Source organism: Duganella dendranthematis (assembly GCF_012849375.1).
GTDB classification, from domain to species: Bacteria; Pseudomonadota; Gammaproteobacteria; order Burkholderiales; family Burkholderiaceae_D; genus Rugamonas; species Rugamonas dendranthematis.
In genome coordinates, this window is the sequence record NZ_CP051684.1 from 3,160,226 (window position 1) to 3,177,072 (window position 16,847).

Consider the following 16,847-nt stretch of genomic DNA (forward strand, 5'->3'; position numbering starts at 1 on the left):
CTTTCGTTTTTGGGTTACTCTGGTACGACGATGCGCCAGCGCCACGGCTTCAGCGTGGACTGGCCCGGTTCGCCGGGCACTTTGTACTTCTGCGGCTGGGCGGTCGGGTTGACGATCACGCGCACATGGTTGGCGCCTTGCTGGCGCTTGAAGGCAAACACCTGCGGGTTGCCGACATCCAGCAACTGCACCGCGCCGCCGGCTGTGCCGCTCCACAGCGCCGGGTTCTGTTTCTTCAGCGCGTTGAGACCGGCGAAGAAGCCTTCCAGCTCATAGTTCTTCCAGTCGATCGGATCTTTCTCGAAGAACTCCAGCTTCTTGTCCAGCCTCGATTCCTGGCCGTTGTAGACCAGCGGGATGCCGGGCAGCGTGTAGCTCAGCACCGTCATCGCGCCCCACGCCGGGCCATACAAATCCTTGTCCGCACCTTCCCACGAGTTGATGTCGTGGTTGTTGGTGAACTGCAGACGATAGGCATCGCGCGGGTAGGCTTTCGGCGGGTTGGTGACGTAGTCGCGCAGCTCGGCGGCCCCGGCTTCGCCCTTGCCGATCTTCTTCATGATGCTATTTAGCGGCCAGTCGTAGCTGGCGTCGAAGGCTTTGTCGTGCAGCGCCGGTTCGTTCCATTCGGCCAGCATGAACACCGGCTTGATCTTGTCCAGCTGCGCGCGCGCCTGGTCCCAGAAGGCGGTCGGCACCAGGCCGGCGGCGTCGCAGCGGAAGCCGTCGATGCCCACGTCCTTGACCCAGAAGGCCATGGCGTCGGTCATGCCCTTCCACAGTTCCTTGTTGTCGTAGTCGAGGCCCACGACGTCGCTCCACTCTTCGGTGCCGCCGGCTTCGTTCTTGAAGGTGACCGAGTAGATTTCACCCTTGTCGTTTTTCTTGAACCAGTCCGGGTGCTGCGTCACCCACGGGTTGTCCCACGCCGTGTGGTTGCCCACCCAGTCGATGATGACGTGCATGCCCAGCGCGTGCGCCTGCTTGACCAGCTTGCGCAGGTCGTCGATGGTGCCGTAGTCCGGGTTGACGGCGCTGTAGTCCTGCACCGCATAGTAGCTGCCCAGCGTGCCCTTGTGGTTCTTCTGGCCAATCGGGTGGATCGGCATCAGCCAGACGATGTCCACGCCCATCTGCTTGAGGCGCGGCAGGCTGGCGGTGACCGCGTTCAGCGTGCCTTCCTTGCTGAACTGGCGCGGGTTGACTTCATACACATTGGAGCTGCGTGACCACGCCGGGTGTTTCGGCTCGGCGTGGGCGGCGGTGAATAACGTCGCCAGGATCAGCGAGGCGGCAAGCTTTTTCATAGATGTCCTTATTTCAGCGTGCGTTCAAACAGTTCATAGATGCGGCGGTATTCGTCGTACCACGATTCCGGATGCACGAAGCCGTGACGCTCCAGCGGATACGGCGCCAGTTCCCAGTTGGCCTTTTTCAGTTCGATGAAGCGCTGGGCCATGCGCACCGAGTCCTGGAAGAAGACGTTATCGTCGATCATGCCGTGGGCGATCAGCAGGTTGCCTTTCAGTTTATCGGCATATTCGATCGGCGACGATACCTTGTACGCTTCCGGGTCCAGCTCCGGGGTGTTCAGGATGTTGGCGGTGTATTCATGGTTGTAGGTGGTCCAGTCGGTGACGGGACGCAGCGCCGCGCCGGATTTGAACTGGTCCGGTGCGCGCAGCAGCGCCATGAAGGTCATGAAGCCGCCGTAGCTGCCGCCGTAGATGCCGACGTTTTTGACGTCGCCCTGCTGATTGGCCACCATCCAGTTCAAGCCATCGACGTAGTCTTCCAGTTCCGGATGGCCCATCTGGCGGTAGATCGCGGTGCGCCAGTTGCGGCCATAGCCGAGCGAGGCGCGGTAGTCCATGTCGATCACGATGTAACCCTTCTGCACCAGCAGGTTGTGGAACATCTGCTCGCGGAAGTAGACCGGGTAGCGCTTGGTGACGTTTTGCAGGTAGCCGGCGCCGTGCACGAACATCACGACCGGATATTTTTTGCCCGCTTCCAGCGTGGCCGGGCGATACAGCTTGGCCCATACCGGATCGGCGCCGTGGGTCGATGGCACCGGCACGATTTGCGGCTCGATCCATTCACGCGCCTTGTAGTCGGCGGTGCGGGTGTCGGTCAGCTGGGTGACGGCGCCGCCGCTGCTGCTGACGGTGCCGATCTGCGTCGGCATGTAGGCGGTGGAGTAGCGCACCAGCAGCTTGCGGCCGTCCGGCGACAGTGCGAAGCTCTCCACGCCGCCCAGCGACGTCAGCTCCTTCAGCGCGCCGTCTTTGGTGTTGGTCGAGCAGACCTCATAGGTGCCAGGCAGTTTCGGATTGCACATGAAGTAGGCGGTCTGGCCGTCGCCCGACCAGGTGACATTGGACTCTTCCCATTTGCCCGAGGTGAGCGCGCGCGCCTTGCCGTCGGCGGTGCGCAGGTACAGGTGCGCGTAGCCGCTTTCTTCCGATTCGTACCACAGCGTGCTGTTGTCCGGCTGCCAGCCAAAGTCGTTGCCGCGGTTGTTGACCCAGGCGGCGTCGCTCAGGCGGTGCAGCGGTTGCAGCCTGGCGGCGCCGAGGTCGACGGCGGCGATCCAGCGATCCTTGTTGTCGATGGCTTGCGCCAGTACGGCCACGCGCGCGCCGTTGGCGCTCCAGCGGATCGAGTCTTCGCGGCCCTCGAAACGCACGGCGCGGTTGCCTTTGATCGGATCGAGTTTCTGTGCGACGCGCATCGCGGCCAGCGGATCTTCCTTGATGCCAGGCAGGTCGTCCAACGACAGCTCGGTCACTTTGCGGGTGGCGACTTCAATCAGTTTCAGTTGATGCGCCAGCGGGCCGGCTTCGCTGACGCGCTTGCGCTCTTCGTCGGTTTCTTCGTAGCCGGATTCGGTGACGTATTTCGGCAGTTTGCCGATGCGGCGCTTGTCGCCATCCTTGGCGGCGGTGACCACCAGCATGTAGCGGCCGTCCGGCGACAGCGAGCTGGTTTCGATGGTGACCTTGTCGCCCAGGTAGATCGGCAGCGGCGCGCGGGTGGCGTCGGCGGCGCGGTCGGTGTTGCGCTGGTCGCGGGTGTCGTCCTTGTCCTTCTTCAGTTGCGCCAGCGTGGTGATGAGGCGCAGTTGCATGTCGCGGCGGAAGTCGGCGTCGGGGGCGGCGTCCGGGTCTTTGGCGGTGCGCAGCAGCGCCACCGGCGACACCAGGCGTTCGCTGCGGCTCCAGCTGAACCAGTCGCTGCCCACGCGGAACTGCACGTGGTTGCCATCGGCGGCGTATTGGGCGTCGGAGGCCGCCGTGGTGCCGCGCACGATCTGCGTCAGCGCACCGGTTTTCAGGTCGCGTTCAAACAGGTCGCCGTTGCGCAGCAGGACGGCGCGGGTGCGTTCGCGGTTGTAGACCGGGTCGGCGCTATCGAGGTTGGCCAGCTGTTTTTCTTCCACCAGCTTGGCGGCGCTGCCGGCGATCTGGTAGGTGTCGCGCGGGGCGGAGGCGTTGCGTTTTTGCTTGAAGTAGACCTGGCGGCTGTCCCAGCCCCACCAGGCGGATTCCACCGGGTTGCCGATCCAGTCCGGATTGGCCATGGCTTGATCGAGGGTGATGGGCGTTGGTGCAGCGTTGACGGCAGCGGCGTGGGCCGCAATGGCGGTGGCCAGAAGTGGCAATACAAAACGCATCGATAGTTTCGCTTGTAGGTTGGGTGAACGGGAGCGCCGGATCGCAGCGCCTCCCAGATTCTAGCCCATGCGCTAGCTGCGGGCCATCTTGTCGGTTTGGCCACGACCGGTGTTCGGATCGCCGTGGCGCGGTGCGAAGCGCAATGCCAGCAGCAGGATGGCGCCGGCCGCCAGATACAGGACGATTAGCGCGGCCAGCATGGCAGCGCTGTCGCCCCAGGCCAGCAGGCGTTCACTGAGCGGTGGGCCGAAAGCGCCGCCCAGCAGGCCAAAGCTGCCGATCAGCGCAATGCCGGTGGCGGCGCGGCGCCGATTCAACATGCCGGTGACGATAGAGATCAGCAGCGGCGAGGCGGCGGCGATGCCCATCGAGGCCAGCGTGAGGCCGGCCAGCGACCAGGTGAGGCGATTGTCGGCCGCGATAGCCAGTCCGAGGCCACCGGCCGCTAGCACCATGCAGGCGATGAAGTGGCCGCGCCGTTCGCGCCGGCGGTCGGAGTCGTAGCCGATCAGGATCATGCCGATCACGCCGGCCAGGTTGGGGATGGCGGCCAGCAGGCCAAGCTGCATATGGCTGCCGGCGCCCCAGCGCTGCATCAGCGTCGGCGACCAGAAGATCAGTGCGTAGCTGGCGCCCATCAGCAGCAGGTTGGTCACGGCCAGCAGCGCGATGGTGGGCTGGCGCAGCAGCGACCAAATGGTGACGAAGGCGGATGGCGGCTCGGCGTCGGTATCGTCCGAGGCGCTGATGCTCGCGGCGCTGTTGCGGGCGTCCTGCGCGTACGGGGCGTGGGCATGGCCGTCGTCGCCGGTGGCGGCGTTGAGCATCGCTTCGTCGCGCTCCAGATCCTGTTCGATCATCTGCTGTTCAAACGATGACAGCCAGCGCGCGTCTTCCGGCTTGTCGTCGAGGTAGACGTAGGCGAAAACGCCGAGCAGCACGGCCGGCAGGCCTTGCAGCACCAGCAGCCATTGCCAGCCTTGCAGGCCGCCATATTGGTGCATGTATTGCAGCGTGGCGCCGCACAGCGGTCCGGCAGCGACGCCGGCCAGCAGCGCGGCCGAGGCGAAGAGGGCGATCACGCGCGCGCGCCGCGCCGCCGGATACCAGTAGGTCAGGTAGAGAATCACGCCGGGGAAGAAGCCGGCTTCAAACACGCCAAGCAGGAAACGGATTACGTAAAACTCGACCGGCTCGCGCACGAAGGCGCCGGCAGCGGCGGTCACGCCCCAGCACAGCATGATGCGCAGCAGCGTTTTGCGGGCGCCGATTTTTTCCAGCAGCAGGTTGCTGGGGATCTCGCACAGACAGTAGCCGATGAAGAAGATGCCCACGCCCCAGGCGTAGGTCTGGTTGCTGAAATCGAGGTCGGCGCCCATTTGCAGCTTGGCGTAGCTGACGTTGACGCGGTCCAGGTAGGCCACCGCGTAGCACAGCATCAGCAACGGCAGCAGGCGCCAGCTGACTTTGCGGTAGATGGCGTTCATGCCGGCAGCGCCGCGCAGGTGCAGGATTTTGGCGCCGTGGCTCATGTGAGTGCCTCTTGCGATTTTTGTTCAACCTTCCAATGCGGCCGGCGCGCGCGCAGCGTGAAGCGTTCGCGGTAGACGCTGGGATTCATTCCGGTGGCCTGCTGGAACAGGCGGCGGAACGAGCCGGCGTCCGCATAGCCGCAGGCGGAGGCGATGGTGTGGAAGTTGTGCAGCGAGACTTCCATCATCACCTTGGCGCGCTCCACGCGCAGCTTGTGCAGATACTCCAGCGGCGTCATGCCGACCGCCTGGCGGAAGTGGCGCAGCAGCGTGCGTTCGCTGGTGGCGGCGGCTTCGGCCAGCGCCTGCAGGTTGTACGGCTGTTCCAGATTGGTTTGCAGCCATTGGGTGGCGCGGTACACCGGGCTGTCGGAAGTGGGCGTCAGCCATACGCCGCTTAGTTCGGAGGTGATCTGCTGGCGGCGCTGCTGGTATTGCAGCACTTGCAGGCAGCCTTCCATCAGGTCGGGGTCGAGCAGGCGGCCCAGCAGGGCGGCGATGAATTCGGTTTGCAGGCCGGGCGCGACGCAAGTCGATACGCGTTCGTGGAAGGACATCGGTTCGTCGGTGTCGAAGTCGCCTTCGGGGAAGTGCAGTTTCATCCACGATTGATAGGCCCAAGGCGGCGCGCACGGGGCGCCGGTCAGCAAGCCTAGACGCGCCGGGAACACCATGCCGGTGAAGCAGGCGGCAATCAGGCCGCCGTGCAGCGCGTGGTCGTGCAGCAGTTGCAGCACGTCGGGATGGCGCTCGGCGATGTCGCCCAGGTGTGGCGCGTTGCGCGCGGCCAGGCCGGGCACCACGATCAGCGTGCGGTTCGGCGGCAGTGCTTGCGGCGCCAGTTTCTGCATGCCGGCCATGGCGTCGGCGTTGAGCGGTGATGGGATGCCGGGTGGGGTGATCACACGCCACGTCAGCGGCGCCGGCAAGTGGGGTTTGCGCAGTTGTAGTATCCCTGCCGCCACATTCAGCACATCGATGGCGGCAAATAAATTACCCGGCATCGCTTCCGGTAGCCATAGCAGCTGCACGTCAAGTGGTGCGAGGTCGGTGGCGGGATTGGTCTGCATATTGGCGATATTAGCTGCACGATATTGCTTAGGCAAGCTTTAGAATCGTTCGCAAGAAATCAAAACAACAGTGTCCGAAAAGGGCAACGCAAGGTCGCGTTGCGCACCAATCTGGCGCACTTTTTTACATGGATTTTCATTTTATGTTGAAGCGACTTTTGTATGCCGCACTTATGGCTATCGCTGTGATTGTCGCGGCGGTGGCGTGGAATACCTGGCGGCTGACGTCGCGCCAACTTACGGTGACGCCGGCCGCGCCGCTGGCGCTGGAGCGCGATGCCGTGGCGGCGCGGCTGGCCGGTGCGCTGAAGTTCCGCACAATTTCCGATGCGGCGTCCGGCGATGTCAATGCAGAGGAGTTTGAGCGCATGCAGGCATACCTGGCGCAGGCGTTCCCGCGCATGCATGCGGCGCTGAAGCGCGAGATGATCGGCCACAGCATGCTGTTCACGTGGCAGGGCAGCGATGCGCAGGCCAAGCCGGTGATGTGGCTGGCGCACCAGGATGTGGTGCCGGTGGCGCCGGGTACGGAAGCCAACTGGCAGCAGCCGCCGTTCGACGGTGTGGTGAAGGACGGCTTTGTATGGGGCCGCGGCTCGTGGGATGACAAAGGCAGCCTGGTGGCGCAGATGGAGGCGGTGGAGTATTTGCTGGCGTCGGGCTATCAGCCGCGCGCCACGATTTATTTCGGCTTTGGCGCGGACGAGGAAGTCGGCGGCCGTCGCGGCGCTGTGGAGATTGCGCGGCTGCTGAAGTCGCGCGGCGTGCAGCTGGACTATGTGCTGGATGAGGGCATGCTGGTCACCGAGGGCATCATGGCCGGCGTCAGCAAGCCGGTGGCGCTGATCGGGGTGGCGGAGAAGGGCTATGCCAGCGTGAATCTGCAAGTGACCACGGCGCCGGGCCATTCGTCGATGCCGCCGCAGCGGACCGCGATCGGCATGATGAGCGCCGCGCTGACAGACCTGGAGCATCACCAGATGCCGGCCGAATTAAGTGGCGTGGCGCGCGATGCTTTCGACACCATCGCACCGGAGATGCACGGCATGAACCGGGTGGCGCTATCCAACCTGTGGCTGTTCGGGCCTGTGGTGAAGAAGCAGCTGGAGCAGGCGGCCGGCACCAACGCCATGCTGCGCACCACCACCGCGCTGACGGTGGTCCATGCGGGGAACAAGGACAATGTGCTGCCGGGCCGCGCCGATGCGGTGGTCAATTTCCGCATTCGTCCCGGCGATACGGTGGGCGGCGTGATGGAGCACGTCAAGCAGGCCGTCAATAACGATGCGGTGCATGCGCAGCTGGATGCTGGGGCGTCCGAGCCGTCGCGTATTTCGCCGATCGAGTCGGCGCAGTACGCGCTGATCAACCGCACCATTCGCGAGGTGTTCAGCGATGCAGCGGTGGCGCCGGGGATTGTGATCGGCGCCACCGATTCGCGCCATTACAAGGATGTGAGCGAGCATCTGTACCGTTTCTCGCCGGTGCGCGCCGGGCCGGATGATCTGCCGCGCTTCCACGGCACCAATGAACGCATCGGCATCGATAACTATCTGGAAGCGGTCCGCTTCTATGTGCAACTGGCCAGGAACGGTAAATGAAGAAGCTGATACTCGCGGTGGTGTTGGGTGGCGTTCTGCATGGTGCGATGGCGGCCGATCAGGGCTTGCTGGAGGCGGCGCGCACACAGCAGGCCCCGTTGCTGGCGACGCTCAAGGAGCTGGTACTGATCGAATCGGGCAGCAGCGATACGGCCGGCGTGGCGCGCGTGGCCGATGTCAGCGCGCGGCGGCTGACGGCGCTGGGTGCGGCGGTGGAGCGCAAGGATGGTATCGTCACCGGCCGCTTCACCGGCAAGGGCAGCAAGCGGCTGATGCTGATCGCGCATATGGATACGGTGTACCAGCCGGGCATCCTGGCCACGCAGCAGTATCACGTGGACGGCAACCGCGTGTATGGTCCCGGCATTGCCGACGACAAAAGCGGCATCGCGCTGATTCTGCACACCATCGAAATGCTGCATGCGCGCGGCTGGCGCGACTATGCGCAGCTGACCGTGATCTTTAATCCGGATGAGGAAGTCGGTTCGCGCGCGTCCGGCGAGTGGATCGCCACGCAGGCGGCGCAGCATGATTTTGTGTTTTCCTGCGAGCCGAATGGCGCACAGATGGAGGGCATTCTGCTGAGCGCCAGCGGCATCGCCACCGCGACCATGACGGTGCAGGGCCGCGCCGCGCATGCTGGCGTGGCGCCGAAGGTTGGCCGCAATGCGCTGATCGAGCTGTCGCACCAGCTGCTGCAAACGCAGGATATCAATGTGCCCGGCGCGCAGCTGAACTGGACGCGCGCCAATGCCGGCCTGGTGACCAATCAGATTCCCGCCAGCGCTACCGCGCAGGGTGACGTGCGCTTGAGCGCGGCCGATGGTGCGCAGCGCTTGCAGCAGGCACTCAGCGAGAAGGTGGCCAAGCCGCTGGTGGCGGATACCGTCACCACGGTGGCGATCGAGCAGGGACGGCCGCCGTTCATCGCTACCGATGCGGCGCGCGCGTGGGCGGCCAGGGCGCAGGCCATTTACGGTGAGATCGACCGCAAGCTGGCGCTGTATCCCGGCACCGGCGGCGGCACCGACGCCGGCTACGCCAGCCGATCCGGCAAGGCCATTGTACTGGAGGCGTTTGGCCTGGCCGGCGATGGCGTGCATGGCAAGGATGAATACATCACCATCGATTCGATTGTGCCGCGACTGTATCTGCTCAGCCGCATGATGCAGGAAGCAGGCGCCTCTCGGTAAATTCTCAGTAAGGCTTCACCACTCAGTACCACCAACAGCAGCCACGTACCGGACGGCCTCCAAGCCGCCCGGCGGGGACTGCTGCATTCTAAAAAAAATCAATCAAAGGGAGTAGGCATGATGAAGGAAACTGTATTGGCGCAGGCATTGCGCATGATGTTCGCCGGCGGGCTGGCGGCGACGGTGGTGATCGCGCCAGCCACCGCGCAGGAGGACGGCGAGAAGATGCAGCGCGTGGAGGTGACCGGTTCGTCGGTCAAGCGCGCCGATTCGGAAACCGCGCTGCCGGTGCAGATGATTAGCAAGCAGGATATCCAGCGCATCGGCGCCACCAGCACGGAGGGGCTGCTGGCGTCGATCGCGTCGCTGTCGTCGGCCGGCGCGACCTCGAATGCGGCCGGGGCGTCGAGCGGCACGTTCGGGCTGTCGTCGATTTCGCTGCGCGGGCTGGGTGCGCAGCGCACGCTGGTGCTGGTCAATGGCCGCCGGCTGGCGGCATTTGCGGGCGGCGGCGGGGCCACGGTCAACGTCAATGTGATTCCGCTGGCGGCGATCGAGCGCATCGAGGTGCTGAAGGATGGCGCGTCCGGCGTGTATGGCAGCGATGCGGTGGCCGGTGTGGTCAACTTCATTTTATCGAAGAGTTTTGAGGGCATTGAGGTCAGTGGCGGCACGGGTTCGCCGACCACGCATGGCGGCGGGCAGAATAACAAGGCGTCGGTGACCGGCGGCCTGGGTAACCTGGAGCGCGATGGCTACAGCGCGGTGGTGTCGGCGTCGTGGGAGAAGGAGAAGGCGCTGTTCGGGCGTGACCGCGATTACGCCAAGTCGGGTAACAATATGCCGTATTACGTGTCCGGCGCGACGGGGCAGGGCAATATCGAGGGCGTGGTGATTCCGGGTGCGTATCCGAATGACCGTGGCGCGGGCTTTGGCGCGTCGCCGGCGACCGGCTACGGCAATCCGCTGGCGGCGCAGGGCAAGTGCGCGGATATCCAGATGTTCCAGAATCCGACGCCGAGCAGCAAGGGCGCGCCTTACTGCGCGTATGACAGCGCCTCGGCCACCAATCTGATTCCGGCGCGTGAACTGGGCAATCTGACCGGTAATCTGACTTTCAAGATCAATGAAGACCACCAGCTGTTTGCCGATGCGCTGCTGTCGCGTAGTGTGGTGACCAACACCATCCAGACCAGTCCTGAGCGGCGCAGCTTCCTGGTGGCGGATAGCGCGTTCGTCCAACAGAAGGTCGATCCGTCGCTGATCCTTTATCCGAGCAATCCGGTGTATCAGTCGATTGTGGTGCCTTATCTGACGGCGCAGGGCTTTACGTCGATCATTGGCCAACCGCTGGCGATTACCAGCCGCGTGTTCGATTTCGGGCCGCGCCAGTCGCGTGATGTGGCGACGCAGTCGCGCTTCGTCGGCGGCGCGCGCGGCACGGTGTGGGGACAGGATTACGAAGTGGCGTTGACCTCCAACCGCAGCAAGGTGTCGGGATCGCTGCCGTCCGGGTACTTCCTGCAGGTGGAGTATGCGAAGATCATCAACGATCCGGCCAATAACTGGAATCCGTGGGCGCCGGGCGGCGTGCAGACCGGCGCGCTGGCGGAGAAGCTGAAGACGGCGCAGTACACCGGCAAGACCATCGACGGCTGGTCGGACAGTGATCTGATCGACAGCAAGATCACCGGTGATCTGTTCAAGCTCGATGGCCGCGCGGTACAGTATGCGGCCGGCGTCCAGGCGCGGCATGAGAGCTACAAGATTTCGCCCAGCGCGGCGATTCTGAGCGGTGACGTCGGCGGGGCGGGCGGCGCATTGGCCGCGGTGGACCGCAGCCGCACCATCCGTTCGGTGTTCGGCGAGATCAATGCGCCGCTGCTGAGCAGCGTGGAGGCCAATCTGGCGCTGCGCAACGACCATTACAACGATGTCGGTGCGTCGACCAATTACAAGGCCAGCCTGCGCTGGCAGCCGGTGCGCAGCCTGCTGTTACGCGGCTCGCTCGGCAGCGGCTTCCGCGCGCCGACGCTGAGCGATCTGTGGACGCCGCAGGTGGTCGGTACCACGGTGGCGTTCAGCGATCCGAAAACCGGCCAGAGTTCATTACAGGTGAATGGCGTCACCGGCGGCAATCCGAACCTGAAGCCGGAGGAATCGCGCCAGGCGTCGGTGGGCGTGGTGTGGTCGCCGGCCAGCTGGCTGAACGCGGGCGTGGACTGGTTCCGCATCAAGATCACCGACATCCTGGCGACGCCGTCGGCGCAGGAGGTGGTGTCGCGCTACCGCGCTGGCGATCCGGCGTATGCCAATCTGGTGGTCCTGAACGGCAACGATATCGATCTGGTCAAGACGGTGCTGGCCAATACCGGCAACGCCACGGTGCAGGGCGCGGACGTGTTCATCAGCGGCCGCCAGGCCTTCGGCCCCGGCAAGCTGGATGTGGCGCTGAACGGCACGTATATGGACAAGTTCGACCAGACCAGTCCGGGCGGGGTGCTGTCGCACAAGGTGGGGACGCTGGTCGACAGCAAGGGCACGCCGGTGATCGGCGCCGATGCCGGCGGCGTGGTGCTGCGCTGGAAGCACACGCTGAACGCGACCTGGACCCAGGGCGCGCTGGCCACCACGCTGATCCAGAACTACCGCGCGCGTTACGAGGCCGCGCATGATTTGCTGGGGCAGCGGGTGTTCATGGGAGCGATGGCGACCTACGACGCCAACCTGACGTGGCGCGGGCTGAAGAACACCACGCTGACGCTCGGCGTGCGCAATCTGTTCGACCGCCAGCCGCAGACCTTTGTGCCGGTGGCGGCGCAGTTCCAGTATGGCTATGACGTCAGCACTTATGATCCGCGCGGGCGCTTCGTCTACGTCAACGCCAGCTACGCCTTCCGTTAAACGGCGGCGCCGCTGGGATAGATGCGGCTACGGACCGGCCGCAGTTCCGGGCGCGAGGCGGCGTTGTCGTCGTCCTGCGCCAGGAATTTGCTGCCGATTTCAAACCACTCCTCGCTGGAGATGACTTTTTGCGCCAGCGGCAGCAGTTCCTGCTCTTCCTTGTCGAGGCGCTTGAGCAGGTTCTGGCAATACAGGTCGATGGTCTTGCACAGGAAATTGCCCTGCGAGGCGCTGCGGCGCATGGCGCGGCGCAGGCAGCGGTAGACGGCGTTGAGCATCGCGCTGCCGCGCTTGCTCAGCGATTCGAGGTCGTTCATCAGCGGCGCGCAATTCGGTTCAGCGGCGCGCACGGCCGGCATCAGGCAGGCTTCCACTTTGCGCTGGTGACGCGATTCGGCGAAGCTGGTCAGTTCCTTGAGCTGGGATTCGATGAACACAGGGTCGATTTCCTGTGGACGGCGGGCGATGGTCTGCACGTACTGCAGCAGCCGCGAGATGAAGTGGCGTTCTTTCTTTTGTTCGATGGAGAGTGTCAACAAGACATAGGTGGCAGTAAGCATAGCGTTTCCCGTGGTTCCGTGTGACGTCGGCTGCGCGGAGGTCGTCGCAGAGGAGCCGACACGCCCGAGGTTCAAGCTGCTACCTTAGCGTGATAAACAGGCTCATACAACGCCGATTTACAATTGTTCACAACTGGTTGTGAGGCAATACAAAGCGAAGCATTACCGGCGGGGAAAACGAATTGCGCACACGTCAAGCCGGCTTGCAACGCGCGCTTTTCACCTGGCTGCGTGGTAGATTATGCCCGGTTTCGTCACGCGAAAATACGCCATTTCTTGCACGTTACAATAATTTTTTCTATCGGTTGCGGCCGCTTTTGGCCGCAACCTCAATGCTGCATTGCGACATCGCTCAGGCGCGTGGGGCGCCGAGGTAGAAGGCGCGTGGGGCGGCGAAGCTGGCGCGTACTTGTTTCGACACGTCGTCGGTCAGCGCTTCGTCGGCGCCGGCTTCCAGCGCGGTGAAGATGGCGCTGGCGATGTCGGCTGGCTTGGATTTCGGGGCGTCGACGTCGGCCGTCATGTCGGTGTCCATGTAGCCCATGTGGGCGCCGACCACTTGCGTGTTCTGGGCGGCCAGTTCGCCGCGCAGGCCGTTGGTCAGGGCCCAGGCGGCGGCTTTCGAGGCGCTGTAGGTGCCGGTGGTCGGGAAGCTGGCCCAGCTCAGCGCTGACAGGATGTTGATGATGGCGCCGCCGCCGTTGCGGCCCAGTACCGGGGCGAAGGCGTTGCTCAGCGCCAGGGGACCGAAGAAGTTGGCTTCCAGTTCGGCGCGGGCGGCTTCGGTGGCGTCGGCGCGGATCACGCCGCCCACCACGTGGATGCCGGCGTTATTAATCAGGATGGTCAGGTCGGGGATGGCTTGCACGGCGGCGGCGATGTCGGCGGCGTTGGTCACGTCCAGCTTGATCGGGGTGGCGCCGGCGATGTCCACGGTTTCCGGTTTGCGGGCGGCGGCGTAGACTTTGCGGGCGCCGGCTTTGACGGCGGCTTCGGCCAGGGCTTTGCCCAGGCCACGGTTGGCGCCAGTAACGAGGACAACGGAGTCTTTGAGGTTCATCATGGTTCCTTTCGAGTGGTTTAAGTAGCTACAATATGACCGGTCATCTTAAAATGGCCGAAAAAAAATCACGACAAGATATTGCTCAATACCATGCGGGCAAAACGGTCCAGCGGGGTGCGGCTTTGCTCGGCTTTGGCGTGTAATACCGCGCCTTGCCAGGCGTCGTTGATGAAGGCGGCCAGCTCGGCTGCCGGCATTTTGTTGCCGATACTGCCGTCCTGCTGGCCTTCGGCGATGACTTCCGCCAGGGTCTCTGCGCCGGCGGCAAAGGCGTGCTGCATGGCGCTGCGGATGGCCGGAATCTGGTTGGACAATTCGGTGCTGAAATTGCCCAGCAGGCAGCCGCTGTGGAAGTCGTTGGCGGCGTTGCCGGCGATCATGTTGTCAAAATACTGGCGCAGCCGGGCTTGCGGTGGCAGCGCGCGGTCGTGCAGCACGGCGCCGAGGTCGGCCACGGCGGCCAGGTAACGTTGTAATACTTCCATCCCCAGCGCTTCCTTGCTGGTGAAGTGGTTGTAGAACGAGCCTTTCGGCACCCCGGCAGCGTCGGTGATGTCTTGCACGCTGGTGGCGTTGAACCCTTTGCTATGCAGCAGGGTGACGCTGGTGGTGAGGATTTGCTCTTTAACGTTTGCTTTGGCCATGTATGTAATATGACCGGTCGTCTTAATAAAGTCAACGGTTTTTTTTCTATGAAACTGATAGTATATGAAAGTTAGTTACTTTATTTGGAGGAGCGGTGATGAAGGCAGTTTTGTTGAGCGGTGTGTGTCTGATGGTGCTGGCGGCGTGCGCGTCGCAGCCCGAGGTGGCGGTGGATCCGGCGGCGCCGAGTACGGCGGCGGTCAAGTGCAAATCCAATTATGACGATGCGCCGACCGGCAGTTCGATCAAGCGCCGTGACTGCTCCACCAATCCGGACGTGCAGAACGCCAATGCGGAGCAGTTGCTGGACCAGCGCCGCTTTACCATGCCTGTCGATCCGGCCAGCCGCCGCTAACTCCGGCGGCACGCTGTAAGTAGCGTAAAGTAACAATTTCCTGAGGATATGTCGCAGCAAGCGGCGCTCTTGGTATGATTCCCGATGCCCGGCCACAAGCTGGTATATTTTTTATAACATCGGAGAGATCGAATGAGATTCCCTTGCTGCTGCTGGGCGCCGCCATGGCGTCCAGTGCGATGGCCGCGCCGCGCGGTTTCACTGTCGAAGACATGGTCAAGATGGAGCGGGTCGGCAACCCGGTGCTGTCGCCGGACGCCACCCGCGTGGTCTACACCGTGCGCACCACCGACCTCGACAAGAACCGCGGCAATACCCAGCTGTATCTGCTCGACCTGCGCCACCCGCAGGCGGCGCCCGTGCGCCTGACCCAGGCCGCCGCCAGCAGCGCGGACCCGGAATGGGCGCCGAACGGCGAGGCGATTTATTTCCTGTCGGGCCGTTCCGGTTCGTCGCAGGTGTGGCGTCTGCCGCTGGGCGGCGGCGAAGCCAGCAAGGTCACCGATCTGCCGCTGGACGTCGATAATTTCCGCTTGTCGCCGCAGGGCGACCGTTTGCTGTTCAGCATGGCCGTGTTCCGCGATTGCGCCGACCTGGCATGCACCAAACAACGCCTGGACGAGCAGGCCAAGGTCAAGGCCAGCGGCAAGGTGTTCGACAAGCTGTTCGTGCGCCACTGGGATACCTGGGCCGATGGCCGCAACAATGTGCTGTACTCGGCGCCGATCGATGCCACTGGCAAGGTCAGCGCGCAGCCGGTCAGCCTGACCGGTAAGCTGGATGGCGATGTGCCGTCCAAGCCGTTCGGCGACCATGACGAATATCACTTCAGCCCGGACGGCAAGACGGTGGCCTTCTCGGCCCGCATCGCCGGCCGTACCGAGGCCTGGTCAACCAACTTCGATGTCTATACGGTGCCAGCGGCTGGCGGCGAGACCAAAAATCTGACGGCCGACAACCAGGCGTGGGACGCCAAGGCGATTTATTCGCCGGACGGCAAGACGCTGGCCTATGTGGCGATGGACAAGCCGACCTTCGAGGCCGACCGCTTCCATCTGGTGCTGATCGATGTGGCGACCGGCAAGAAGCGCACTGTGGCAGACAGCTGGGACCGCTCGATTGCGGACTACCGCTGGACCCCGGACAGCAAGGCCATCCTGGCCACCGCCGATGATGTCGGCCAACACCGCCTGTTCTCGATTGATGCCGCCAGCGGCAAGGTGACGGCGCTGACCGGCAAGGGCTATGTGGCCGGCTTCGACGTGGCGCGCGATACGATCGTGATGGCGCAGGCCAATCTGTCGGCCGGGGCGCAGCTGTTCAAGTTCAAGCTGGGTGGCGGTGCGGCGGCCGGCGAAAAGGCTGACCAGCTGACCCATTTGAACGAAGCGGCGCTGGCCGATGTCAAGTTCGGCGAGTACGAGCAGTTCTCGTTCACCGGCGCCAATGGCGAGACCGTGTATGGTCACGTGATGAAGCCGTGGAATGCGCAGCCGGGCCAGAAATATCCGATCGCCTTCCTGGTGCACGGCGGCCCGCAGGGCAGCTTCGGCAACTCATGGAGCTATCGCTGGAATCCGCAGGTGTATGCGGGCGCCGGTTATGCGACGGTGTTTATCGATTTCCACGGTTCGACCGGCTACGGCCAGAAGTTCACCGATTCGATCAGCGGCGACTGGGGCGGCAAGCCGCTGGAAGATTTGCAAAAAGGTCTGGCGGCGGCGGTGGCGAAATATCCATGGCTGGACCGCGAGAACAGCTGCGCGCTGGGCGCGTCGTACGGCGGCTTCATGATGAACTGGATCCAGGGTAACTGGTCGGATGGCTTCAAGTGCATCGTCAATCATGACGGCGTGTTCGATGCGCGCGGCATGGCTTACTCGACCGAAGAGATCTGGTTCACCGAGTGGGAAAACGGCGGCGCGTATTACGATGTGCCGGAGCTGCACGAGAAATTCAACCCGGCGCTGAAGGTGAAGAACTGGAAAACGCCGATGCTGGTGGTCCAGGGCGATATGGACTTCCGGATTCCGACCACGCAGGGTCTGGGCGCGTTCACTGCGCTGCAGCGCCGTGGCATTCCGAGCAAGTTGCTGTTCTTCCCGGATGAGAACCACTGGGTGCTGAAGCCGGCCAACTCGGTACTGTGGCATCACACGGTGATCGACTGGCTGGACACCTATACCAAGAAAAAATAACCAACGTCATTCCCGCGCACGCGGGAATCCATGCTGAGTATGGGCTCCC

General features: G+C 63.7%; 12 protein-coding genes. 5 read left to right on the top strand and 7 right to left on the bottom strand.

Annotated elements, in window-relative coordinates:
* Nucleotides 1-14: 14 nt before the first annotated feature.
* The 4 genes from HH213_RS14405 to HH213_RS14420 form a co-directional block, all read right to left on the bottom strand.
* Complete coding sequence (locus tag HH213_RS14405) at nucleotides 15-1,307, bottom strand: alpha-amylase family glycosyl hydrolase (RefSeq protein WP_169112670.1); 1,293 nt, start codon at nucleotides 1,305-1,307, stop codon at nucleotides 15-17.
* An 8-nt stretch (nucleotides 1,308-1,315) separates the two neighbouring features.
* The gene (locus tag HH213_RS14410; RefSeq protein ID WP_169112671.1) at nucleotides 1,316-3,676 is read right to left on the bottom strand and encodes a S9 family peptidase; all 2,361 of its coding nucleotides are present in this window, start codon (nucleotides 3,674-3,676) and stop codon (nucleotides 1,316-1,318) included.
* 72 nt (nucleotides 3,677-3,748) lie between these two features.
* Nucleotides 3,749-5,209, bottom strand: coding sequence for an MFS transporter (locus tag HH213_RS14415; protein ID WP_169112672.1), 1,461 nt, complete (start codon nucleotides 5,207-5,209; stop codon nucleotides 3,749-3,751).
* Nucleotides 5,206-6,315, bottom strand: a complete 1,110-nt coding sequence (locus HH213_RS14420; RefSeq protein ID WP_229263432.1) for a GlxA family transcriptional regulator — start codon at nucleotides 6,313-6,315, stop codon at nucleotides 5,206-5,208. Before HH213_RS14420 ends, HH213_RS14415 begins: the two co-directional genes overlap by 4 nt.
* A gap of 107 nt (nucleotides 6,316-6,422) precedes the next feature.
* On the opposite strand from HH213_RS14420, the gene HH213_RS14425 reads away from it, so the two are divergent.
* From HH213_RS14425 to HH213_RS14435, 3 genes are all read left to right on the top strand, one after another.
* Nucleotides 6,423-7,880 carry a M20 family peptidase gene (locus HH213_RS14425; RefSeq protein WP_169112673.1) on the top strand — a complete coding sequence of 486 codons (1,458 nt, stop codon included), beginning with the start codon at nucleotides 6,423-6,425 and terminating at the stop codon, nucleotides 7,878-7,880.
* Complete coding sequence (locus HH213_RS14430) at nucleotides 7,877-9,073, top strand: glutamate carboxypeptidase (RefSeq protein ID WP_169112674.1); 1,197 nt, start codon at nucleotides 7,877-7,879, stop codon at nucleotides 9,071-9,073. The genes HH213_RS14425 and HH213_RS14430 overlap by 4 nt, the downstream gene beginning before the upstream one ends.
* Nucleotides 9,074-9,190: 117 nt before the next feature.
* Nucleotides 9,191-11,977 (top strand): TonB-dependent receptor, encoded by a 2,787-nt coding sequence (locus HH213_RS14435; protein ID WP_169112675.1) that lies wholly within the window; start codon nucleotides 9,191-9,193, stop codon nucleotides 11,975-11,977.
* On the opposite strand, the gene HH213_RS14440 is transcribed toward HH213_RS14435, so the two are convergent.
* The 3 genes from HH213_RS14440 to HH213_RS14450 form a co-directional block, all read right to left on the bottom strand.
* Nucleotides 11,974-12,537 (bottom strand): hypothetical protein, encoded by a 564-nt coding sequence (locus HH213_RS14440; RefSeq protein WP_110846596.1) that lies wholly within the window; start codon nucleotides 12,535-12,537, stop codon nucleotides 11,974-11,976. The two genes, HH213_RS14435 and HH213_RS14440, sit on opposite strands and share 4 nt — an antisense overlap.
* A gap of 352 nt (nucleotides 12,538-12,889) precedes the next feature.
* Nucleotides 12,890-13,600: an SDR family oxidoreductase gene (locus HH213_RS14445; protein ID WP_371875702.1), complete on the bottom strand. Its 711-nt coding sequence runs from the start codon at nucleotides 13,598-13,600 to the stop codon at nucleotides 12,890-12,892.
* A 65-nt stretch (nucleotides 13,601-13,665) separates the two neighbouring features.
* A complete protein-coding gene (locus HH213_RS14450) occupies nucleotides 13,666-14,244 on the bottom strand; it encodes a TetR/AcrR family transcriptional regulator (protein WP_169112676.1) in 579 nt (192 codons plus the stop codon).
* Between the two features lie 98 nt (nucleotides 14,245-14,342).
* Between HH213_RS14450 and HH213_RS14455 the strand changes: the two genes are divergently transcribed.
* Both HH213_RS14455 and HH213_RS14460 read left to right on the top strand, forming a co-directional pair.
* Entirely contained in the window at nucleotides 14,343-14,600 is a 258-nt protein-coding gene (locus HH213_RS14455; RefSeq protein ID WP_110889079.1) for a hypothetical protein, read from the top strand.
* A 164-nt stretch (nucleotides 14,601-14,764) separates the two neighbouring features.
* Complete coding sequence (locus HH213_RS14460; protein WP_229263470.1) at nucleotides 14,765-16,798, top strand: S9 family peptidase; 2,034 nt, start codon at nucleotides 14,765-14,767, stop codon at nucleotides 16,796-16,798.
* The last annotated feature ends 49 nt before the right edge of the window (nucleotides 16,799-16,847 follow it).